General features: G+C 60.5%; 22 protein-coding genes. 14 read left to right on the plus strand and 8 right to left on the minus strand.

The genetic code is table 11. From position 1 onward, the window contains the following. The first annotated feature begins 81 nt into the window (after positions 1–81). From phnG to WA367_RS04535, 11 genes are all read left to right on the plus strand, one after another. A complete protein-coding gene (gene phnG / locus WA367_RS04485) occupies positions 82–534 on the plus strand; it encodes a phosphonate C-P lyase system protein PhnG (RefSeq protein ID WP_336056037.1) in 453 nt (150 codons plus the stop codon). After that, positions 534–1,145, plus strand: coding sequence for a phosphonate C-P lyase system protein PhnH (gene phnH / locus WA367_RS04490; RefSeq protein ID WP_336055600.1), 612 nt, complete (start codon positions 534–536; stop codon positions 1,143–1,145). Before phnG ends, phnH begins: the two co-directional genes overlap by 1 nt. Before the next feature lie 3 nt (positions 1,146–1,148). Continuing rightward, the gene (locus WA367_RS04495; protein ID WP_336055601.1) at positions 1,149–2,252 is read left to right on the plus strand and encodes a carbon-phosphorus lyase complex subunit PhnI; all 1,104 of its coding nucleotides are present in this window, start codon (positions 1,149–1,151) and stop codon (positions 2,250–2,252) included. After that, positions 2,249–2,668 (plus strand): FosX/FosE/FosI family fosfomycin resistance hydrolase, encoded by a 420-nt coding sequence (gene fosX / locus WA367_RS04500; protein ID WP_336055602.1) that lies wholly within the window; start codon positions 2,249–2,251, stop codon positions 2,666–2,668. Before WA367_RS04495 ends, fosX begins: the two co-directional genes overlap by 4 nt. Next, complete coding sequence (locus WA367_RS04505) at positions 2,665–3,522, plus strand: alpha-D-ribose 1-methylphosphonate 5-phosphate C-P-lyase PhnJ (RefSeq protein WP_336055603.1); 858 nt, start codon at positions 2,665–2,667, stop codon at positions 3,520–3,522. Before fosX ends, WA367_RS04505 begins: the two co-directional genes overlap by 4 nt. 289 nt (positions 3,523–3,811) lie before the next feature. Then, complete coding sequence (phnK, locus tag WA367_RS04510; protein WP_336055604.1) at positions 3,812–4,588, plus strand: phosphonate C-P lyase system protein PhnK; 777 nt, start codon at positions 3,812–3,814, stop codon at positions 4,586–4,588. A gap of 4 nt (positions 4,589–4,592) precedes the next feature. Further along, positions 4,593–5,297, plus strand: a complete 705-nt coding sequence (gene phnL, locus WA367_RS04515; protein ID WP_336055605.1) for a phosphonate C-P lyase system protein PhnL — start codon at positions 4,593–4,595, stop codon at positions 5,295–5,297. Continuing rightward, positions 5,294–5,911, plus strand: coding sequence for a DapH/DapD/GlmU-related protein (locus tag WA367_RS04520; protein ID WP_336055606.1), 618 nt, complete (start codon positions 5,294–5,296; stop codon positions 5,909–5,911). The genes phnL and WA367_RS04520 overlap by 4 nt, the downstream gene beginning before the upstream one ends. A gap of 227 nt (positions 5,912–6,138) precedes the next feature. After that, on the plus strand, positions 6,139–6,450 hold the full coding sequence (locus WA367_RS04525) for a (2Fe-2S)-binding protein (protein ID WP_036483279.1): 312 nt from the start codon (positions 6,139–6,141) through the stop codon (positions 6,448–6,450). After that, complete coding sequence (gene bfr / locus WA367_RS04530) at positions 6,416–6,904, plus strand: bacterioferritin (RefSeq protein ID WP_336055607.1); 489 nt, start codon at positions 6,416–6,418, stop codon at positions 6,902–6,904. Before WA367_RS04525 ends, bfr begins: the two co-directional genes overlap by 35 nt. A gap of 54 nt (positions 6,905–6,958) precedes the next feature. Beyond that, positions 6,959–7,312, plus strand: coding sequence for a hypothetical protein (locus tag WA367_RS04535; protein WP_336055608.1), 354 nt, complete (start codon positions 6,959–6,961; stop codon positions 7,310–7,312). A gap of 1 nt (position 7,313) precedes the next feature. On the opposite strand, the gene WA367_RS04540 is transcribed toward WA367_RS04535, so the two are convergent. The 8 genes from WA367_RS04540 to WA367_RS04575 form a co-directional block, all read right to left on the minus strand. Beyond that, entirely contained in the window at positions 7,314–7,847 is a 534-nt protein-coding gene (locus WA367_RS04540) for a GNAT family N-acetyltransferase (RefSeq protein WP_336055609.1), read from the minus strand. Beyond that, a complete protein-coding gene (gene coaBC, locus WA367_RS04545) occupies positions 7,844–9,067 on the minus strand; it encodes a bifunctional phosphopantothenoylcysteine decarboxylase/phosphopantothenate--cysteine ligase CoaBC (protein ID WP_336055610.1) in 1,224 nt (407 codons plus the stop codon). The genes WA367_RS04540 and coaBC overlap by 4 nt, the downstream gene beginning before the upstream one ends. Positions 9,068–9,155: 88 nt before the next feature. Continuing rightward, entirely contained in the window at positions 9,156–10,730 is a 1,575-nt protein-coding gene (gene ubiB / locus WA367_RS04550) for a 2-polyprenylphenol 6-hydroxylase (protein ID WP_336055611.1), read from the minus strand. 10 nt (positions 10,731–10,740) lie between these two features. After that, a complete protein-coding gene (gene ubiE / locus WA367_RS04555; RefSeq protein WP_336055612.1) occupies positions 10,741–11,517 on the minus strand; it encodes a bifunctional demethylmenaquinone methyltransferase/2-methoxy-6-polyprenyl-1,4-benzoquinol methylase UbiE in 777 nt (258 codons plus the stop codon). 103 nt (positions 11,518–11,620) lie between these two features. Beyond that, positions 11,621–11,935: a hypothetical protein gene (locus WA367_RS04560; protein ID WP_336055613.1), complete on the minus strand. Its 315-nt coding sequence runs from the start codon at positions 11,933–11,935 to the stop codon at positions 11,621–11,623. Positions 11,936–12,009: 74 nt separating this feature from the next. Beyond that, positions 12,010–12,669: a peroxiredoxin gene (locus WA367_RS04565; RefSeq protein ID WP_336055614.1), complete on the minus strand. Its 660-nt coding sequence runs from the start codon at positions 12,667–12,669 to the stop codon at positions 12,010–12,012. A 180-nt stretch (positions 12,670–12,849) separates the two neighbouring features. Beyond that, positions 12,850–16,746, minus strand: a complete 3,897-nt coding sequence (locus WA367_RS04570; protein WP_336055615.1) for an Ig-like domain-containing protein — start codon at positions 16,744–16,746, stop codon at positions 12,850–12,852. Positions 16,747–17,046: 300 nt separating this feature from the next. Next, positions 17,047–18,636, minus strand: coding sequence for a peptide chain release factor 3 (locus WA367_RS04575; RefSeq protein WP_336055616.1), 1,590 nt, complete (start codon positions 18,634–18,636; stop codon positions 17,047–17,049). 182 nt (positions 18,637–18,818) lie between these two features. Between WA367_RS04575 and dut the strand changes: the two genes are divergently transcribed. The 3 genes from dut to WA367_RS04590 all read left to right on the plus strand — a co-directional run bounded on the left by dut (position 18,819) and on the right by WA367_RS04590 (position 21,088). Then, entirely contained in the window at positions 18,819–19,301 is a 483-nt protein-coding gene (dut, locus tag WA367_RS04580; protein ID WP_336055617.1) for a dUTP diphosphatase, read from the plus strand. Between the two features lie 94 nt (positions 19,302–19,395). Then, positions 19,396–19,959: a type 1 glutamine amidotransferase domain-containing protein gene (locus WA367_RS04585; protein WP_336055618.1), complete on the plus strand. Its 564-nt coding sequence runs from the start codon at positions 19,396–19,398 to the stop codon at positions 19,957–19,959. A 193-nt stretch (positions 19,960–20,152) separates the two neighbouring features. After that, positions 20,153–21,088, plus strand: a complete 936-nt coding sequence (locus WA367_RS04590; protein WP_442935549.1) for a TAXI family TRAP transporter solute-binding subunit — start codon at positions 20,153–20,155, stop codon at positions 21,086–21,088. Positions 21,089–21,122 lie beyond the last annotated feature (34 nt).

Below are 21,122 nucleotides of genomic sequence, written 5' to 3' on the forward strand. Positions count from 1 at the left end.
GTCACACACCCGTCACGGATCGAGACTAGGAGAAGAACATAAGACATCCAGTTGTATAGAGCAATATACAAATATGAGGTGATGGAGATGACGGCAGCACTTTCACGGCAGGAGGCGATGGGCATCCTCGCTCGCGCTCCGGGTAAGCGCCTCAGCGAATTGTTCAATCGGGAGAAACTCCCTGCAGAAGGACAAAATCTGCGCGGACCGGAAACCGGCCTCGTCGCATTGCGCGGGCGCATCGGCGGCGGTGGTTCGCCCTTCAATTTTGGCGATGCGACCGTCACGCGCGCCAGCGTGAAGCTGCCGACCGGGGAGATTGGCCACGCCTATGCGCTGGGCCGCGAGCAGGAAAAGGTGCGTCTATGCGCACTACTGGATGCCCTGCGCCAGCGTCCCGAACATGCAAGCCGCATCGATAGCGAGATTCTTCAGCCGCTGCGCCGCGAGCAGGAGGCAGAAGACAGGCGCCAACGCGAGGAAACGGCTGCAACCAGGGTGGACTTCTTCACCATGACGAGAGGGGAAGACTGATGCGCATGGAAGAAATGGCAATCGAAGGCGGCTTTCATGACGCCGTAATGCAGGCGCAAGCAAATTTTCGCGGGCTCATGGATGCGATGGCGCAACCGGGCACCATTTTCCGCGATCTCGCCCTGCCGCGCCCGCCCGCCCCGCTTTCGCCCGAAGCAGGCGCGGTTGCTCTCACGCTTTGCGACGCGGATACGCCGATATGGCTTGATCCTGCACTAGGCGCGGAAAAGGCCGTGACCACCTGGCTCGGCTTCCACATCGGTGCACCCGTCGTCGACCAGCCGAGTGCCGCCCATTTCGCCCTTGTCAGCCAGCCATCGGAACTGATCGCGCTGGAGAATTTCGCTCAAGGCTCCCAATCCTATCCGGATCGCTCCGCCACGATCATCCTGCAGGTCGACAATCTCAGCCACGGCGGAGCGCTTCGCCTTTCCGGGCCCGGCATCCGCGACCAGGCAGAGCTCGCGCCCACATCCATGCCGCGCCACTTCCTGCAGCAATGGGCGCAGAACAATGAGCGCTATCCCCGCGGCGTGGATCTCGTTCTCGTCTCCCGTGCCGGCATCGCCTGCCTGCCGCGCACAACCCGCATCACCACGAAGGAGGGCTGAGCCATGTATGTTGCCGTCAAGGGCGGTGAGGCCGCCATCGACAACGCGCACCGCCTGCTTGCAGACCGAAGACGCGGCGACCGCGCGGTTCCCGCACTGACACTTGAGCAGATCGCGGGCCAGCTCTCGCTTGCTGTCGATCGCGTCATGGCCGAAGGCTCGCTCTACGATACGGGTCTTGCAGCACTTGCGGTGCGGCAGGCCCGCGGCGACATGATCGAGGCAATCTTCCTGCTGCGTGCCTATCGCACGACGCTGCCGCGCTTTGGCTATTCCCGCCCCATCGACACCGCCGCCATGCAGGTGGAACGCCGCATCTCCGCGACCTACAAGGACCTGCCCGGCGGCCAGTTGCTGGGGCCGACCTTCGATTACACGCATCGTCTGCTTGACCCCGCACTTGCCGGCGAGGATGCGCCTGCCGAGCCGGAACGACGCGAGGATGACACTGCAGACATGCCCCGCGTGACCGATATCCTTGCAGGCGAAGGGCTTATTGAGAGCGACGACGCCCTCGGTGACAATCACGAGCCCGCCGACATAACCCGCACGCCCCCTGAATTTCCCATGGAACGCGATGCTCGCCTTCAGGCGCTCTCGCGTGGTGATGAAGGCTTCCTGCTGGCGCTCGGCTATTCCACCCAGCGCGGCTATGCGCGCAGCCATCCCTTTGCCGGTGAAATCCGCATTGGCGAGGTCGAGATCGAGCTTGATGTGCCGGAGTTGGACTTCTCCGTCCCGCTTGGCCGCATCCGCGTCACCGAGTGTCAGATGGTCAACCAGTTCAAAGGATCAATGAAGGTGCCCCCGCAATTCACCCGCGGTTATGGCCTCGTTTTCGGCCAGTCGGAGCGCAAGGCCATGGCCATGGCACTCTGCGACCGCGCATTACGCGCCAGCGAACTTGGCGAAGACATCACCGCGCCCGCACAGGACGAGGAATTCGTAATCTCGCATTCCGACAATGTGCAGGCCACTGGCTTCGTCGAGCATCTGAAACTGCCCCACTATGTCGATTTCCAGGCCGAACTCGGCCTCGTGCGCCAGATGCGCCGCGAATTTGACGAGCGCCGCGAGGGCGAGGCTAGCCGGGAGGCTGCGGAATGATTGAAGGCCTGTCTCATATCACTTTCGTGGTCTCCGATCTCGATCGAATGACCGAGATACTGACCAAGGTCCTGAACGCCAGGGAGGTCTATTCCAGCGGCGGCGAAACGTTCTCGGTATCGCAGGAGAAATTCTTCCTCATCGGGGACATCTGGGTTGCCATCATGAAAGGCGACGCCCTGCCCAGCCGTACCTACAATCACGTCGCGTTCAAGATCGCTGAGTCCGACTTTGACGACTGTCTTAAGCGGGTGACTGCACTGGGGCTGGATGTACGTCCACCTCGGCCGCGCGTCGATGGCGAGGGGCGGTCGATCTACTTCTTCGATCACGACAACCACCTGTTCGAGCTCCACACCGGCACATTGTCCAAGCGTCTGCAACGTTATGCCCTTGGCAAGGAGGCCGCGAAATGAACGCGCATGTCGAGAATATCGCCCGATACAACTTCGCCTATCTGGATGAACAGACCAAGCGGATGATCCGCCGCGCGATCCTCAAGGCCATTGCCATACCCGGCTATCAGGTGCCTTTCGCCAGTCGCGAAATGCCAATGCCCTATGGATGGGGCACCGGCGGCGTTCAGGTCACCGCCGCCGTCATCGGTCCTGATGATGTGCTGAAGGTCATCGACCAGGGCGCTGACGACACCACCAATGCCGTTTCCATCCGCGCCTTTTTCCAGAAGATCGCCAATGTGTCCGTCACGACCCGTACACGCGACGCCAGCATCATCCAGACCCGTCACCGCATTCCGGAAGAACCGCTGCGCGAGGGTCAGGTGCTGGTCTATCAGGTGCCGATACCGGAACCCTTGCGCTTTCTGGAGCCCCGCGAGACCGAGACGCGCAAGATGCATGCGCTGGAAGAATACGGCCTCATGCATGTGAAGCTCTACGAGGATATCGCCCAGCACGGCCACATCGCCACCACCTATGCCTATCCGGTCAAGGTTCATGGCCGCTACGTGATGGACCCGTCGCCCACGCCAAAATTCGACAATCCGAAAATGCACCGCAGCGAAGCGCTCCAGCTTTTCGGCGCAGGCCGCGAAAAACGCATCTACGCCATCCCGCCGCATACGGATGTCGTCAGCCTCGACTTCGAGGATCACCCCTTTGAAGTCCAGAAATTCGAAGACCCCTGCGCGCTCTGTGGCTCCACTGGCGTCTATCTTGACGAGGTGGTGCTCGATGACAAGGGCGGACGCATGTTCGTCTGCTCCGACACGGACCACTGCGAAGCGCATCGGGAAGGGGAGGGTGATTGATGTCCGCGCATAACCACCCCCCTCTGCCCTGCCGGGCGCGCTCCGCTTGCGCTCCACGCGTTCGTGCGCTGACAAAGCCAAATCATTGGCTTTGTCCTGGCCTGCGGCCAACCGCTACTCACCCCCCACAAGAGGGGAGATTAACCGCTGTGAGGACTGCACCATCTGTTCCGAGGGAGGCGAGACATCAATCCCGGCCAATCTCCCCACCCGTGGGGGAGATGTCCGGCAGGACAGAGGGGGGCGTGTCGTGCGCCCACCTCCCCGGAAGCATCACAGGATCCGCACAATGACCGACCAACCCCTGCTCACCGCCCGCTCGGTCTCCAAATTCTACGGAAACCGCATCGGCTGCAACGACGTCTCCTTTGACCTCTATCCCGGCGAAGTGCTGGCAATCGTCGGCGAATCCGGCTCCGGCAAGACGACTCTGCTCAACTGCCTCTCGACGCGCCTGCTGCCCACATCCGGCATCGTCTCCTACCGCATGCGCGACGACACGACCCGCGACCTTTACCGCATGAGCGAGGCGGAGCGCCGTTTCCTCATGCGCACCGACTGGGGCTTCGTGCATCAGAACCCGGCCGACGGCCTGCGCATGACGGTCTCCGCCGGCGCCAATGTCGGCGAGCGGCTGATGGCGCTGGGCGACCGGCATTATGGTCAGATCCGCGAGACGGCAACCGACTGGCTCGGCCGTGTGGAGATTGCGGCTGACCGTGTTGACGACCAGCCGCGCGCCTTCTCCGGCGGCATGCGCCAGCGCCTGCAGATCGCGCGAAACCTTGTCACCGGGCCGCGTCTCGTGTTCATGGACGAGCCGACCGGCGGACTGGATGTCTCGGTGCAGGCACGCCTGCTCGATCTCCTGCGCGGTCTCGTTCAGGATATGGGTCTTGCCGCGATTGTCGTCACCCACGACCTCGCCGTCGCACGCCTTCTCTCCCACCGCATGATGGTGATGAAGGATGGACACGTCGTTGAAAGCGGCCTCACCGACCGCCTGCTGGACGACCCGCAGGCGCCCTATACCCAGCTTCTCGTTTCCTCGATCCTGCAGGTGTGACCCCATGACAACGCCACTCGTCGTCTCGGAACTGTCCAAGAGCTTCACCATGCATCTGCAGGGCGGCATATGTCTGCCCGTGGTCGAGAATGCATCCTTCGCGGTTCGCGCAGGCGAATGTGCCGTGCTCGGCGGTCCATCGGGCGCGGGCAAGAGTTCGATCCTCAAGATGGCCTATGGCAACTATGCCGCCGACAGTGGGCAGATCATCGTCCAGCACGGGCACGAACTGATCGACCTCGTCACCGCCGATCCGCGCACGATCATCGCCATCCGCAACAGGACAATTGGCTATGTCAGCCAGTTCCTGCGCGTGGTGCCGCGCGTCTCTGCGGTTGATATCGTGGCAGAACCGGCGATAGCCGAAGGCCTTGCACCCGATGCCGCCCGCGAAAAGGCTTCTACCATGCTCGCCCGGCTCAATCTGCCGGAGCGCCTGTGGCAATTGCCGCCGGCCACATTCTCTGGCGGCGAGCAGCAACGCGTGAACATTGCCCGTGGCTTCATCACCTCCCACCCGATCCTGCTTCTGGACGAGCCGACCGCCTCGCTCGACCACGCCAATCGCGAGGTCGTGGTGGAGATGATCGAGGAGAAGAAGCAGGCAGGCACCGCACTGCTTGGCATCTTCCACGATCAGGAAGTGCGCGACATGGTCGCCGACGATATCATCGACGTGACCGGCTTCGCCCCCGCGAGGGCCGCATGACGAAGCTTTCGGAAACGCCGCTGGTGCACGAAACCGCAGATGTCACCGGCTCCACGCTTGGCCGCTTTACCGAAATCGGCGAACGGACGCGCGTCAACGAGAGCAGTGTCGGCGACTATTCCTATATCGTGCAGGACTGTCTGGTCTGGTGCGCGCAGATCGCCAAGTTCTCCAATATCGCAGCCGCTTGCCGCATCAACGCCACCAACCACCCGACCTGGCGCGCGACCCTTCACCACTTCACCTACCGCGCCGGTGATTATTGGGATGACGCGCAGAACGAGGAAGGTTTCTTCGAATGGCGGCGCGAAAACGCGGTCAGGATCGGCCATGACACCTGGCTTGGCCACGGCGCAATAATCCTGCCCGGCGTGAAGATCGGCAATGGTGCCGTCATCGGCGCAGGCGCCGTGGTCCGCCGCGATGTCGAGCCATACACCATTGTCGGCGGCGTGCCGGCCAAGCCGATCCGCCGACGCTTCGATGTGAAAACTGCCGACCGCTTCGAGGAACTGGCCTGGTGGGACTGGTCGCATGAGAAGCTGCGCGCTTCACTCGACGACTTTCGCGCGCTGACAGCGGAAGAGTTTCCGGAGAAATACGAAGACGGCTGATGAAAGCCTGAACGTGGCAGTCAGGTTTAACTTGACATATATGAGCATCAGGCGCTTTTATCCCGCCGTCTCACAAGGACGCGTTCGAAATGTCAGGGCCTTTAACCCTTTCCATGGATGAACGCCGTGCCTGAACGCGCGCGTTCGTTGCGCGTTTCAAGCTGGCTCTCCCATGCCCTGAAGGCCGTGACAAACCGACGCTGAAATGCTCCGGGATTTTTGGTCACATGCTCGTCTGCCAGTGCAATTTCATTACGCAGAAGGAAGTCGAGGCGCAGATCCGCGCCATGCTCGACGAGGATCCGTGGCAGCTCATCGTTCCTGCCAAGGTCTATCATGCCATGGCCAAGCGCGGACGCTGTTGCGGCTGCTTCCCGAATGTGGTCGAAACGATCATTCGGGTGACCGAAGATTACCACCGCGACGCCGCCATCGACGAGGCGGAGGTCGTGACCTATCTGGATCGTGTCCGCGCGCTGCGCGAAAAATTCGGGAGCAGATTCAATGAAAGGCGAGCCAAGCGTTATCGAGCGGCTTAACGAGGCCCTCTTCCTGGAACTGGGTGCGGTCAACCAGTATTGGCTGCATTACCGCCTTCTGGAAGATTGGGGTTTTACCAAGCTCGCCAACAAGGAGCGCGAGGAGTCCATCGAGGAAATGCACCACGCCGACAGGCTGGTCGAGCGCATCATATTCCTTGAAGGTCACCCGAACCTCCAGTCCGTCGCGCCATTGCGCATCGGCCAGAATGTCCGCGAAGTGCTGGAAGCGGATCTCGCCGGCGAGCACGAGGCGCGCACCTCCTACAAGAAGTCCCGCGATATCTGCCACGACGCTGGCGATTACGTCACCATGAAGCTGTTCGAGGAACTGTTGGCCGACGAGGAAGGCCATATCGATTTCCTCGAAACCCAGCTCGACCTCCTCGACAAGCTCGGCGAGGAAAAATACGGCCTGCTCAATGCCGGGTCTGCCGACGAGAGCAAGGAATAGGCTCTTCCTGCTTCAGGCTTTAAACTGAACCCTCCACGCATGGAGGAGAACCCGATGAAGCCGAAATTTGAAGGCGGGATCAACCTGGCCATGAAAGTGCCGCCGCATCAGTTCGATGCGGTGGTCTCTTTTTATCGCCAGACGCTGGCACTGGAAGAAATCGAGACGCTGCGGCCCGATATCGTCTTCCGCCTTGGGCCGAACAGGCTCTGGATCGACAAGGTGTCCGGCATGAGCCAGGCCGAGATCTGGCTTGAAGTCATCACCAATGACACGGCTGCCGCGACCGCGCATCTTTCTGATGCCGGTATTGTGCGCTGCGACGAAATCGAGCCGCTGCCTGAAGGGTCGGATGGCTTCTGGATTTCAAGCCCGGCGCAGATCATTCATCTGGTCCGCACGGACTGAGCTATAGCGCGCCCGCCCGCGCGAGCTGATACATGATGACCGGCTTCTGCTTGTAGCTGGTACGCGCGATTTCCCGGAAGCCGAAGCTCTGCGCGAGTGTGATTGAGCGCGTGTTCTCGGGGTCGATGATGCATGTGACAAGCGCTTCACGGTGTGTCTCGTCGCACCAGTCGAGCATCGCCCGCACTGCCTCGCGCGCATGGCCCTTGCCCTGCGCATGGCCGGCAAAGGTCCAGCCGGCTTCCATGGTGCCGCCAAGGCTTGGAGTAATGTCGCGACGCATGTCGTGAAAGCCGACTTCACCCAGAAGCTTGCCCGTCGCCTTGTCTTCCACCATCCAGTAGCCGAAGCCAAGCAGTTCCCAGCACCCGGCCTTAATCAGAAGTTTCTTCCAGCCATCCTCTTCCGAATGCGGCTGCGTGACATATTGGCTTGCGGTCGGATCGGTCCACAGCGCGTAAAGGGCAGCGAAGTCTTCAGTACGATGCGCACGCAGGACCAACCGCTCGGTCTCAAGGCGCGGCGCGGCACTCATGCCTTCAACCTCTCGGCAACAAGTGCTGCAATCTTTTCCGCAACCTCTTCCTTGCTCATTTCAGGCCAGGCTTCCTCACCATCACTGCCAACCACGATCACGCGATTGCGCGTACCGCCCATCACGCCGCTCGCACCCACGCCGCTGTCATGGGAGACATCATTGGCAATGATGAAATCCGCGCCCTTCTTGGAAAGCTTCTTGCGCGCATTTTCGACCACATTCTGCGTTTCGGCCGCAAAGCCGACCACGAGGTGAGGGCGTTTCTCGTGATGGCCGATGCCGGCCAGAATGTCGGGATTTTCGACCAGTTCCAGATGCGGCACATCCGCACCTGCCTGCTTCTTGATCTTTTCGCCCGTCTCCGTCGCCGTGCGCCAATCGGCAACGGCGGCCACGAAGATGCCCGCATCGGCGGGCAGCAATTCTTCCACCGCCGCCTTCATCTCGCGTGCGCTCTCGACACGGGTGACATGCGCGCCGTCCGGGTCGGGAATATTCACCGGTCCCGAAACAAGCTGCACATCCGCTCCCAGTTCTGCCAAGGCAGCCGCAATCGCATGGCCCTGGCGCCCGGATGAGCGGTTGGCGATATAGCGCACCGGATCGATCGGCTCATGGGTCGGGCCGGAAGTCACGATGATGCGCTTGCCGGAAAGAGGCTTCGGTCGATCATCAAGAAGCGCCTCCGCAGCCGCGACAATCTCCAGCGGCTCGGCCATCCGCCCGTCGCCCGCTTCGCCGCTTTCGGCCATCTCACCGCGATTGGGGCCGACGAAATGAATGCCGTCACCCTTCAAGACTGCCAGATTGCGCCTGGTGGCCGGATGCGCCCACATCTGCGGGTTCATGGCAGGCGCGAACAGAACCTTGGTCTTGGTTGCCAGGAGTACGGCACCGGCAAGATCGCTGGCATGGCCATGCGCAAGCTTTGCCATCATGTCGGCCGTGGCCGGTGCGACCACGATCAGGTCGCTTTCCCGCGCCAGCCGGATATGGCCGACATCATGCTCGTCCTCACGGTCAAAAAGATCCGTGAAAACCTTCTCCGCCGACAGGGCTCCGACCGAGAGCGGCGTGACGAATTCCTGTGCGGCTTTCGTCATTACGCAGCGCACGGTGGCGCCGCGCTCACGCAGCTGGCGGATGAGATCAAGGCATTTATAGGCCGCGATACCGCCGCCAATGATCAGAAGAATGCGCTTCCCGTTCAACACCATGTCACGAAATCCGCTTTGCGTGAAAACCTCGGCAGTGTCCCAAAAGGGTATGAACGAAATCCTCAAGCCATGCAAAGCGGCAGGCGCGTCAGGATATCTGGATCAGTATTCCGATCAGCGACAGCGCAATGACCCACAGCGCAAAGCGGCCCGAGCGGTTCAGCTTAGCCTCGGCATTGCCGATCGCCAGCGCTGTCTCCTCGTCGAGCCTTATGCCATCCACCGCCATGCGGTCCAGTTCGCGCGAAAGACGCTCGGTGCGCGCTGCAAGCTCGGGTGCCTGACGCGCGAGAGAGACAAGTGCATGAAGCCCTTCCCGCGCATCGGTCGCCACACCGCGCGGACCGAGATTGGAGCGTATCCAGTCGCCCACCACGGGTTCGGCAGCCTTCCACATGTTGAAATGCGGGTTGAGATTGCGCGAAACACCTTCCACCACGACCATCGTCTTCTGCAAAAGCAGAAGTTCGGGCCGCGTCTGCATGTCGAAGAGCTCGGTCACTTCAAACAGCAGGGTAAGCAGCCTTGCCATGGAGATGGTCTCCGCCGGCTGGCCGTGGATGGGTTCGCCAATCGCCCTGAGCGCCTGCGCGAAGGCTGCCACATCGTGATGGCCGGGCACATAGCCCGCCTCGAAATGCACTTCCGCCACCCGGCGGAAATCGCGCGTGATGAAGCCATAGAGTATCTCGGCCAAGAACCGGCGCTCGCGCTTGCCGATGCGCCCGACAATGCCGAAATCGACACCCACAATCGTGCCATCGGCTTCCACGAACAGGTTGCCCGGATGCATGTCGGCATGGAAGAAGCCGTCGCGCAGCGTGTGGCGCAGGAAGGACTGGATCAGCACTTCCGCAAGCTTCTCCAGATCGTGACCGGCCGCGCGCAGGGCTTCCGTGTCCGACATCTTGATGCCATCGATCCATTCCAGCGTGATGACGTCGCGCCCCGTGCGCTCCCAATCGACCCATGGCACGCGGAAACCCGGATCATCCTTGGTGTTTTCGTGAATTTCCGAAATGGCAGCCGCTTCCAGCCGCAGATCCATCTCGATGCGGGTCGTCTGCGCCAGCGTGCGCGTCACCTCCACCGGCTTCAGGCGGCGGGAGGAGGGAACCAGCCTTTCCTGCAGCTTGGCTGCCAGGAAATAGCTTTCCAGATCGTTGTTGAAGCGCCGACGCACGCCGGGCCGAATGACCTTGACGGCGACCTTCTGCCGCTCGCCATTGCGGATCACCTCGGCAGGGTGCACCTGCGCAATGGATGCAGCCGCCACCGGCGGATCAAACCGCACGTAAAGGTCCTCAATCCGTTTGCCGAGAGACTCCTCAATCTCCTTGCGGGCCAGGGCTTCCGGAAAGGTCGACATGCGGTCCTGCAGGCCGGCCAGATCAATGGCCATGTCATGGCCGACAACATCCGGACGCGTGGCCAGGAACTGCCCAAGCTTCACATAGGACGGCCCAAGCCGGTCCACCGCCTTGGCCAGCCGTTCGGTACGATCCTGCTCGCCGGAACGCCTGCGGGAAAACAGCCGCGCCGCCTTCCACATGAACAGCGGCATGCCCTGAAACTGCTCGCCCGGCAGGGCTGCGATCACGCCTTCGCGAACAAGAATCCAGCCCGCACGGACCAGTCGGAAATATGCCCCAACAGTGCTCATTGATTGCCCGTCAGATCTTCCAGCCGGAATGCAGTGCTGCAATGCCGCCGGAATAGTCGCGCCATGTTACGCGGGAGAAGCCCGCGCGGGTGATCATGGCCGCGAAGTCCTTCTGGTTCGGAAATTTGCGGATCGATTCCACGAGATAGCGGTAAGGCTCGTCGTCACCCGTCACCATCTTGCCGATGGGCGGGATGGCGCGGAATGACCACTCGTCATAGACGCGGTCGAGAAGAGGCATGTCCACTTCCGAAAACTCAAGGCAGAGAAAGCGCCCGCCGGGCTTCAAGACGCGATAGGCTTCCGACAGCGCCACATCGATGCGCGGCACATTGCGAATGCCAAAGGCGATCGTATATGCGTCGAAGCTGTTGTCCTCGAAGGGAAGTTCTTCCGCATTGGCTTCAACAAAGGTGAGGTTCTCGGAAATGCCGCGCTTCTGCGCACGCTCCTCGCCCACCTTCAGCATGGAGCCATTGATGTCGAGCACCGTGACATCGGCATTGCGGTTGGAGGCCTCGACAATGCGAAAGGCAATGTCGCCCGTGCCGCCAGCAACATCCAGCGACTTGAACCCCGGCCGCTTGGACGGGTTCAGCCAGGACACCATGCCGTCTTTCCAAAGACGGTGCAGCCCGGCAGACATCAGATCGTTCATCAGGTCATAACGGTCGGCAACGCGGTGGAACACCTCGTTCACGAGAGGCTGTTTCTCACCCTGTCCGACCTGCTTGAAGCCGTAGGCCGTTTCCATGCCGCCATCAGCGGTGGTCCGTTGCTCTGACATCGCTCGCCTTCTTGAAAAATTCGGCGCGACCATATCGCAAGAAGATTGGTCGCGCCATGCCATTGGAGCGATGTAGGGCGAGACTGCTCAGCAGTCCATTGCTTTAGAAAATTCGGTCGAGATCGTCCTCATGCAGCTCGCCGCTGATCTCCATCTTTTCCTTGGCCTTGTCGTAGATGCAGATGAACCCGATCTCGTCGCGCGAGTGCTTGGAGTCACCGCCGACAATGGCGTAGCTGAAATTCTGCGAGCCGCGCGTATCGACCCAGATCCGCGGATTGTGAATGGCATCGCGGACGGTGGGGGAAGAAAGGCACTGTTCCTTCAGCCTACCGGCCATCTGGTCCCAGGAAAGGGCACTGACCGTGGAGAGACCCAGACCGGCCAGGGTAAGAAGTGTGATGGAAAACTTATGCATGAAAAAGACTCCGTTCAAAACGAAACGGAGTCTTGCCGTTGAATGTGTCGGGTATGGGCCCGAAACTTGCGGCCTTACGCCTCAGGCTGCTTCGTCTTGCGCAGATAAGGCAGGATCGTCTCATAGGAGCCGAAGCGCTTTGTCGCATCCTCGTTGGAAACGGCTGGCGTGATGATCACATCCTCGCCCTGCTTCCAGTTGGCAGGTGTTGCCACCTGATGCTTGGCTGTCAGCTGCATGGAGTCGATGGCGCGCAGGATCTCGTCGAAATTGCGACCCGTCGTCATCGGATAGGTCAGCACAAGCTTGATCTTCTTGTCGGGCCCGATGACATAGACCGACCGCACGGTCGCATTGTCGGCCGGCGTGCGCCCCTCAGAGCTTTCGCCCGCATCAGCAGGCAACATGTCGTAGAGCTTGGCTACCTTGAGATCATTGTCGCCGATGAGCGGATAATCGACGGAATGGCCGGTTGCAGTGCGAATATCGTCCTTCCAGCGCTTGTGGTCCTCGACCGGATCGACCGAGATGCCGATGATCTTCACATTGCGCTTCTCGAACTCGCCCGCGAGGCCGGCCATGGTGCCGAGCTCGGTGGTGCAGACGGGGGTGAAATTCTTCGGATGGCTGAACAGCACTGCCCAGCCGTCGCCGATCCACTCATGAAAATTGATCGTGCCTGCGGTCGTCTGTGCCGTGAAATCCGGCGCGGTATCGTTGATGCGAAGACCCATGATTACTCTCCCTGAAGCAATGTGACCTCAACTTACAGGATCACCCAATTGCAGGTCAGGTCGGGAGCTTTGTGTTTCAAGGCATTCGCGGAAAATTTTTCTACGCGCGGGCTGTCCGAGGCCGCGGCACGTGTTGAAGTGACAAGGGCGGGTGCCCGACAAGCACCCGCCCGATCGGCATCAGATTTCGCTCAACCTTGAAATCTCCAGCACCTCGCTTGCGGAACTGTCATTGCCGGCATGGTAAAACTCGTAGCCGCTGTCATCCGCGGCTGCGGGTTCCTTCTGCACCTCCTCAAGCGGAAATTCGATGTCACCACCGTCATCGTCCAGCTGGATTTCCAGCGGCTCTTCGGCAAACAGAGCCACATCAAGCCCCGCATCCATCGCACGTGTCGGCGGCCCGATCGGCGACTTGTCGATTGTCAACTCGAATGCATCGGAGGGCCCGGACGGTGGATTATGGGCAGCATCCTGCTGCGTTGCGGTTACCTGATAGGTAGCTTCCGGCAGGGCGACATGGGTATGGTCGTAAACCCAATCGCCATTTGCATCAGCGATTTCGGATCCGATCGCCGTTCCGTCCAGATAGACGGTCACCAATGCGAAGCGTTCGCCGGTACCGTAGAAGAACAGTGTGTCGTCACTGGTGTAACCATCCTCCGCGCCAGTATCGTCACGTATTCCAACAACGACAGGCGGGGCAGTTGGCACCGTCCCATTCTCGTTCGTGTCGATAATGATCGGCATGGATGCCGACGGAACGGATTCCGGGTTGTCGGCAAGATCACGTTGCGTCGCGCTCACATCATAGTCCCCGTCAGCGAGCGGTTGCGTCGCCTCGGTTTCCCAGGTGCCACCCTGAACGACTGCCGTCAGGGTAGCCACCACATTCCCGCTCAAATCCTCAATGGTCACGGTGACAACCGCACCATCCGGTTCGTCTGAACGACCGTAAACGGTTATGACATTCTGCCCCGTGATCCCGTCATTCGGGTCGCGCCCGTCATCCGGTCTGATCCCATCCACGATTGGCGGCTGGGTCGGGGTGTTGCCGCCATTATTGGTATCGATCAGAAGATCGAATGGTGCTGATTCCGCTGAGGGATCATTGTTCGCAAGGTCACGCTGTGTGGCGGTCACCTCATAGGCGCCGTCCGCCAGCGCAACGCCCTCGTGACTGAAATCCCATGTGCCGTCCGCTCGGGCTTTTTCAGTTCCGATGGAAACGCCGTTGAGGAAAAGTTCAATCGTTGCGTTCGGCTCGCTGGTTCCGTGGAATATCAACCGGTTGTCGTTCGTGACGCCATCAGGGTTGCCGCTGTCCTCCGTTATGCCGGTAATGACCGGCGGAGGCGTGGGAACGGTGCCGTTCTCATTGGTGTCGATGACCACTTCGAACACGTCCGAATGGCCGGATTCCGCATTGCCGGCCTGATCCTGCTGCGTGGCGGTTACTGCGTAGGTTCCATCTGCCAGCGCCGTTTGCGTGTGATTGACGTCCCACTCGCCATTCTCATCGGCGATGCCGGTACCCACGAATGTGCCATCAATGTAGAGCATCACAAGCGCGAACGGCTCGCTCGTCCCGTGGAAGACGAGCGTGTTGTCATTTGTGACACCATCCGGGTCTCCCGAATCCTCCGTGATCGCGGTTACCACCGGCGGCTGCGTCGGATCAGCCCCACCATTGTTGGTGTCGACGACAACGTCAAACGGGTCCGAGAGAGGGGAAAGGTCATTTCCCGCAAGGTCCTGCTGCTGCGCTTCGATGACATGCGGACCCTCGCCGAGCGAGACCTGCTCCTTGGGGAACACCCATGCTCCATTCGCATCTGCTGCCACCGAGCCGACCTCCTGACCATCTATGCGCACATAGATGATCGCATTGGGCCTTCCCACCCCATGAATATCCACCTCGCCATGCATGGTAACTCCGTCGCTGTCGGAGTGACCGCTATCAATGTCGATATGGGTAATGACCGGCGGAGGCACCGGGCCCGTCGCGCCGGAATCGATATAGATGTCGAACGGCTCCGATTCGTCCGACACATCATTGCCAGCAGCATCCTGCTGTGTTGCGGTTACCACATGCGGTCCGTCGCGCAGAACCACCTCGGTGTGGTCATAGGTCCAGTTGCCATCGGCATCTGCGATATCCGAGCCGATCTGCCGACCGTTCAGATAGACGAACACCAGTGCGTTCGGTTCTGCAGTGCCATGGAAAAACAGCGTATTGTCATTCGTCACGCCGTCGTCCGGCACACCTGAATCATCCGTAATACCCGTCACCATCGGCGGCTGTGTCGGGCGCGTACCGCCTCCATTGGTATCAATGGTAATGGTGAAAGGATCGGAAGTTTCAGACTCGTCATTGCCGGCAAGATCGCGCTGCGAGGCAGTCAGGTCATAGGTGCCTTCAGGGATTGCGGTATTGGTGTAGTCGAAATTCCATTCGCCTTGCGCGTCGACCTGCAGCGAACCGATCTCGACCCCATCCATGAAGATCGTGACGATTGCGCCCGGCTCGCCCGTGCCGTGGATGAACAGGCGATCATCCTTGGTGATGCCGTCATTCGGATCGTGCCCGTCATCCTCGGTGATGCCGGTGATGACTGGGGCAGGTGTGGGAACCGTTCCCCCCATATTGGTATCGATTACGACCTCGAACACTTCCGAGGGAGGCGAGATGTCGTTGCCGGCCGCATCAACCTGTCTCGCGGTGACGGCATATTCGCCGTCGGCCAGCGTCACGCCTGTGTGGTCCAATGTCCAAAGGCCGTCTTCCCCTGCAACGATAGAACCGATCTCGACGCCGTTGAGATAAACGAAAACCAGCGCATTCGCCTCGCCGATGCCGTGAAACTCCAACGTGTTGTCGTCGGTGATACCGTCACTGTCGCTCTCGCCATTATCATCGGTAATGCCGGTGACGATGGGCGCCGGCGTCTCCTCGCTGCCTCCATTGTTCGTGTCGATCACGACATCGAAGGGGTCGGACGGGGCGGAAACGGGATTGCCCGCACGGTCTTCCTGCGTGGCAGTCATGACGTAGCGGCCATCGGGGAGCGGTTGGTCAGTGTGGTCGACCTGCCATGTGCCATCTTCGCCGACCAGTGCGGTGCCGATCACCTCACCATCGAGAAACAGCGTGACGGTGGCGTGCGGCTTTCCGGTGCCGCTGAAGAAAAGCGTGTTGTCATTGGTGACGCCGTCACTGGGGTCGTGCCCGTTATCCTCGGTGATATGGGTAATCACTGGAGGAGGCGACGGTAGCGGGTTCACCCCGCCATCATTCGTATCGATCTCAACGCGGAACGCGTCCGACAATTCCGAAAGTTCACCATCCGCCCCGAGCTTCTGCGCAGCGGTTACCTGATGAACGCCATCCGCGAGTGGTACTCCGGTGTGGTCATAGCTCCAGCTTCCATCCTGGGCGGCGACAGTCGACCCGATTTCCTCACCATCGAGATAAACCACCACGATTGCTCCGGGCACACCGGTGCCGCTGAAGAAGAGCGTGTTGTCGTTGGTGATGCCATCGCTAGGATCACTTCCCAGATCTTCCGTGATCGCACTGACGACAGGCGCTTCCGGCGCCTCGTCAGGTGGCGGGTTCGTGCCACCCCCGCCGCTGCCGCCACCGTCATCGTCGTCGCCAATCACAGCGGCCGCAGCAACTCCCGCACCCAACAGGCCCAGCAGGAGAAGCGGTGGCACGGCAAAGCCCTCATTGCTGCAGGCGGCCTGGCCGATCTCGGGTATCAACAAACCCTGATAGTCATAGTTGACGAAACTGATCGGCAGGAAACAGGATTGATCTCCAGCAAGGAACTGAAGCTCGGGAATGTCGTCCTCATCCTCGAAGTAATCGATCAGAAGTATGCTTTCCGCACCGTCATGCATCTGCAGAAGCAGGTCATCGCCGTTGCGGAAGAACTGGAAATGCGATTGCGGCTGAAGATGCAGTCGAATGGTACGGACTTCGGAAACATCGAACTGCGTATGCGGGCCGTTCAAGGTAACCTGTACCGCCTCGACATGGCCGGGGCTTAAAACTTCGAGCTTGATGGGCATGGAAATGCTCCTGAAATATCTGCAGCGCTTGAAAAATGTCCGCGCTGTTAAATTGAACGCTAGCTGCCCCCGAGCGCTCGAAATGGGAGCGCGTTTTTATCGGGCCGGGTGAGCTTCTTGAAAACGTGAAGCCCGCATGTCCGTTTACCGTCATGGCACGCCATGGTTGATGCGCCACATTGCCCCTGCGTCACATCGTGCCCACGCGCAACATCTCTTGCCGACAGATGCAGGCAGGAGCGGTCAGGCTGTCACCGAATGGTGGATATAGGCAATTAGCTGGTCAGTGATTCAAGCCGCTCAGGCCGCTTCCAGCGCCTGATAGTCCTTCACCGCCTTGAAGGTGATCTGCTTCCAGCGGTCGGCTTCGTAGTTGAGACCGAATTCGTGGGGCGCGAGGAAGACCGGGTCTTCATCGAGGTCACGCGCAATATCCGCGCGGTGGGAGCTGATGAAGCGTTCCAACTCGCCCTTGTCTTCCGCCGAGATCCAGCGGCAGACCGAGAAACGGGCCATTTCGAAATCGACCGGCAGCGAGTATTCGTTCTGCAGGCGCTCTTTCAGAACATCAAGCTGCAGTGCACCCACCACACCCACGATTGCCGGCGAGCCGTCTTCAGGCGTGAAGAGCTGCACCACGCCTTCTTCGGCCATCTGCTGAAGCGCTTCCTTCAGCTTCTTCGCCTTCATCGCGTCGCCCAGGCGCACGCGGCGCAGAATTTCCGGCGCAAAGTTGGGCACGCCGCGGAATAGAAGTTCCTCGCCTTCCGTCAGCGTGTCGCCGATGCGTAGTGTGCCGTGATTGGGAATGCCTACCACGTCGCCTGCATAGGCTTCGTCAGCCGTGATGCGGCTCTTGGCGAAGAAGAACTGAGGTGCCGAAAGGCTGATCGGCTTGCCCGTGCGCACCAGCTTGGCCTTCATGCCGCGCTGAAGCTTTCCTGAACACACACGCACAAATGCGATGCGGTCGCGGTGGTTCGGGTCCATGTTCGCCTGGATCTTGAAGACGAAGGAGGTCATCTTCTCTTCGTCAGCCGCCACCGTGCGGCGGTCGGCTTCCTGGTCGCGCGGCTGCGGACCGACAGCACCTAGCGCCTCGATCAGGTCGCGCACGCCGAAATTGCGAAGGGCGGAACCGAAATAGACCGGCGTCAGATGCCCTTCGCGGAAGGATTGCATGTCGAAGGGGCGGCAGGCTTCCTGCGCCAGCATCATCTCCTCGACAAATGCATCGCGCTCGAATTCCGGCAACATCTCGGCGATCTGGCTCGCTTCCGGCCCGTTCACCTTCTCCGGCTCCACATCCGCGTCGGAGCGGCGGATCGTGGAATCGGCAAGGTTGAACGTGCCCGAAAAGCTCTTGCCCCGGCCGATCGGCCATGTAACCGGCGCGGTATCGAGCGCAAGCTTCTGTTCGATCTCGTCGAGGATTTCGAATGGATCGCGGCTTTCGCGGTCCATCTTGTTGACGAAGGTGACGATTGGAATGTCACGCAACCGGCAGACCTCGAACAGCTTCAGCGTTCTCGGTTCGATACCCTTGGCCGCGTCGATCACCATGACGGCAGAGTCCACAGCCGTCAGCGTGCGATAGGTGTCGTCGGCAAAGTCCTCGTGGCCCGGCGTGTCGAGCAGGTTGAAGACATGATCGCCATATTCGAAGGTCATCACCGAGGTCACGACCGAGATGCCGCGCTCGCGCTCGATCTTCATCCAGTCCGAACGCGTCTGCACCCGGTCCTTCTTCGCCTTCACCTCACCGGCGAGCTGGATCGCGCCGCCGAAAAGCAGAAGCTTTTCCGTCAGCGTCGTCTTACCCGCATCCGGGTGGGAGATGATTGCGAATGTGCGGCGGCGCGCCACCGCGTCGGCGATTTTCTCGGGCATGATGATCCGGTCGTGTGAAAGCGGGGCGCTTTTAACAAGGCTTGGGCTGCCTGTCGAACGCTTTCCTGCTGCGACGAGCGGTGCATAAACGGGATGAGCGCGCCTCGCTCATGTTGAAATGCGCCTTGAAAGAGGCCAGACGATAGGCACATTCCATTTCAGCCGAGACAGGTCAGCGTCCCATGTCACAAAACATTTCCACGCCCGTCATTGGCCCCACCGTTGGTGTCATACGTCTTCCTCACGCTTCTGACCTGCCGCTGCCTGCCTATGAAAGCACTGGCGCTGCCGGCATGGATCTACGCGCAGCCGTTCCCGAAGACCGTCAGATCATCCTCTTGCCGGGCAAGCGCGTTCTCGTGCCCACGGGCCTTGTTCTGGAACTGCCTGAAGGTTTCGAAGGTCAGGTACGCCCGCGCTCCGGTCTTGCGTTGAAGCATGGCATCACCTGCCTGAACGCGCCCGGCACAATCGATTCCGATTATCGCGGAGAGGTTGGCGTCATCCTCGTCAATCACGGTGACGAGGACTTCGCCATTACGCGTGGTCTGCGTATTGCCCAGCTCGTCATTGCACCGGTAGTGCAGGCGCGGCTGGAAGAGCGCGAAAGCGGTGGCGAGACCGCACGCGGGCAGGCCGGTTTCGGCTCCACCGGCATGGTTTGAGGGGCGGCGGGCGCGCAAACAGGAAATCGTGATCGAACTGTCCAGGCTTCCATGCGTTGGGTGCGGTGAATCCACCCAAGCAAGGAGCGACGACATGCCTTCCATCAAACAGGCCCGCATAGCCATCCTCGCCACCAACGGCTTCGAGCAGTCGGAGTTGGAAGTGCCGCGCGACCGTTTGCGTGAGGCTGGTGCCGAGGTTCATATCGTGTCCCCGGAGAGCGGCGAGATCACCGGCTGGGACAAGAAGGACTGGGGTTCTTCGGTTCCCGTGGACAAGTCGCTCGATGCGGTGAACCCGAAGGATTACGATGCTTTGGTTCTTCCCGGTGGCCAGATCAACCCCGACCTGCTGCGTGTAGAGGAAAAGGCGGTGCAACTGGTCAAGAGCTTCGCCGACAGCGGCAAGCCTCTCGCCGCAATCTGCCATGCCCCCTGGCTTCTGATCGAGGCTGGCGTTGCCAAGGGGCGTCGCATGACCTCCTACAATTCCATCGCAACCGACGTGAAGAATGCAGGCGCTGAGTGGGAGGATTCCGAAGTGGTAGAAGATGGCAACATCATCACCTCCCGCAACCCAGGCGACCTGGAGGCATTTTCCAAAGCCATCATCAAGGCGGTTGAGAACAGCGGCAGCCAGTCCGAAGCCGCTGAATAAGGGTTTCTGGGCGTCTTGTGCGAGAGCGGTCACCACGGTGGCCGCTCTTTTCGTTTTGTGAATGTCGAGCCGGTGAGCTTGTCGCAAGAAATTGCTTGGCATGTTGGTGCGATGCGATACATTCGCGGTCCATTTGCGCCTCCAGGGGGCGCAGGCACTAAGCTGTTGGAGGAGAACGATGTTCAAACGCAAAATGAAGCTTCTGGCCGCTGGCGCGCTGGCACTTGGCCTTGGCGCCGTTCCGGCTGGCGCACAGGAGTTCATCAACGTCCTGACCGGTGGTACCTCAGGCGTTTACTATCCGCTTGGCGCGCAGCTCGCCAAGATCTACGGCGAGAAGATCGAAGGCGCGCGCACCCAGGTGCAGTCGACCAAGGCATCCGTGGAAAACCTCAACTTGCTTCAGCAGGGCCGTGGCGAGCTTGGCTTCGCACTGGGCGACTCCGTCAAGTCCGCCTGGGAAGGTGATGAGGAAGCAGGCTTTGCAAAGAAGCTCGACAAGCTTCGCGCCATCGCCGCCATCTATCCGAACTACATCCAGATCGTCGCTTCGGAAGAATCCGGCATCAAGACCTTCGAGGATCTCAAGGGGAAGGGCCTTTCCGTCGGCGCGCCGAAATCCGGCACCGAACTCAATGCACGCCGCATCTTCGAGACGATGGGCATGAGCTATGAGGATCTGTCCAAGACGGAATATCTGCCTTTCGGTGAGTCCGTTGAGCTGATCAAGAACCGCCAGCTCGACGCCACGCTGCAGTCCGCAGGCCTTGGCGTTTCCTCCATCAAGGACCTCGCCATCTCGCTTCCGGTCACCCTCGTTTCCGTGCCGGCAAGTGTGGCTGAAACGCTCGGCGCGCCTTTCATTGCAGCCGAGATCCCGGCCAACACCTATGAAGGCCAGACCGAAGCCGTTCCGACGCTTGCCATCACGAACATCCTCGTGACGCATTCGGACGTCTCGGAAGAAACCGCCTATCAGATGACCAAGCAGCTCTTCGAAAATCTCGACGACATGGTCGCCGCCCACGCAGCCGCTCAGGCGATCTCCGCCGAAAACGGCCCGAAGGGTCTGCCGATCCCGCTGCACCCCGGTGCAGAGCGCTACTACAAGGAAGCCGGCATCCTCTAAGGCTGCCCAATCCTTGGCAAAGACAACAGGCCGC

The sequence above is a fragment of the Nitratireductor sp. CH_MIT9313-5 genome (genome assembly GCF_037029545.1).
GTDB lineage: Bacteria > Pseudomonadota > Alphaproteobacteria > Rhizobiales > Rhizobiaceae > Chelativorans.

What these genes read in the sequence shown, in the direction of transcription:
- phnG (WP_336056037.1), top strand. Translation starts at nt 82, where the DNA reads ATGGAGATGACGGCAGCACTTTCACGGCAGGAGGCGATGGGCATCCTC.
- phnH (WP_336055600.1), top strand. Translation starts at nt 534, where the DNA reads ATGCGCATGGAAGAAATGGCAATCGAAGGCGGCTTTCATGACGCCGTA.
- WA367_RS04495 (WP_336055601.1), top strand. Translation starts at nt 1,149, where the DNA reads ATGTATGTTGCCGTCAAGGGCGGTGAGGCCGCCATCGACAACGCGCAC.
- fosX (WP_336055602.1), top strand. Translation starts at nt 2,249, where the DNA reads ATGATTGAAGGCCTGTCTCATATCACTTTCGTGGTCTCCGATCTCGAT.
- WA367_RS04505 (WP_336055603.1), top strand. Translation starts at nt 2,665, where the DNA reads ATGAACGCGCATGTCGAGAATATCGCCCGATACAACTTCGCCTATCTG.
- phnK (WP_336055604.1), top strand. Translation starts at nt 3,812, where the DNA reads ATGACCGACCAACCCCTGCTCACCGCCCGCTCGGTCTCCAAATTCTAC.
- phnL (WP_336055605.1), top strand. Translation starts at nt 4,593, where the DNA reads ATGACAACGCCACTCGTCGTCTCGGAACTGTCCAAGAGCTTCACCATG.
- WA367_RS04520 (WP_336055606.1), top strand. Translation starts at nt 5,294, where the DNA reads ATGACGAAGCTTTCGGAAACGCCGCTGGTGCACGAAACCGCAGATGTC.
- WA367_RS04525 (WP_036483279.1), top strand. Translation starts at nt 6,139, where the DNA reads ATGCTCGTCTGCCAGTGCAATTTCATTACGCAGAAGGAAGTCGAGGCG.
- bfr (WP_336055607.1), top strand. Translation starts at nt 6,416, where the DNA reads ATGAAAGGCGAGCCAAGCGTTATCGAGCGGCTTAACGAGGCCCTCTTC.
- WA367_RS04535 (WP_336055608.1), top strand. Translation starts at nt 6,959, where the DNA reads ATGAAGCCGAAATTTGAAGGCGGGATCAACCTGGCCATGAAAGTGCCG.
- WA367_RS04540 (WP_336055609.1), bottom strand. Translation starts at nt 7,847, where the DNA reads ATGAGTGCCGCGCCGCGCCTTGAGACCGAGCGGTTGGTCCTGCGTGCG.
- coaBC (WP_336055610.1), bottom strand. Translation starts at nt 9,067, where the DNA reads ATGGTGTTGAACGGGAAGCGCATTCTTCTGATCATTGGCGGCGGTATC.
- ubiB (WP_336055611.1), bottom strand. Translation starts at nt 10,730, where the DNA reads ATGAGCACTGTTGGGGCATATTTCCGACTGGTCCGTGCGGGCTGGATT.
- ubiE (WP_336055612.1), bottom strand. Translation starts at nt 11,517, where the DNA reads ATGTCAGAGCAACGGACCACCGCTGATGGCGGCATGGAAACGGCCTAC.
- WA367_RS04560 (WP_336055613.1), bottom strand. Translation starts at nt 11,935, where the DNA reads ATGCATAAGTTTTCCATCACACTTCTTACCCTGGCCGGTCTGGGTCTC.
- WA367_RS04565 (WP_336055614.1), bottom strand. Translation starts at nt 12,669, where the DNA reads ATGGGTCTTCGCATCAACGATACCGCGCCGGATTTCACGGCACAGACG.
- WA367_RS04570 (WP_336055615.1), bottom strand. Translation starts at nt 16,746, where the DNA reads ATGCCCATCAAGCTCGAAGTTTTAAGCCCCGGCCATGTCGAGGCGGTA.
- WA367_RS04575 (WP_336055616.1), bottom strand. Translation starts at nt 18,636, where the DNA reads ATGCCCGAGAAAATCGCCGACGCGGTGGCGCGCCGCCGCACATTCGCA.
- dut (WP_336055617.1), top strand. Translation starts at nt 18,819, where the DNA reads ATGTCACAAAACATTTCCACGCCCGTCATTGGCCCCACCGTTGGTGTC.
- WA367_RS04585 (WP_336055618.1), top strand. Translation starts at nt 19,396, where the DNA reads ATGCCTTCCATCAAACAGGCCCGCATAGCCATCCTCGCCACCAACGGC.
- WA367_RS04590 (WP_442935549.1), top strand. Translation starts at nt 20,153, where the DNA reads ATGAAGCTTCTGGCCGCTGGCGCGCTGGCACTTGGCCTTGGCGCCGTT.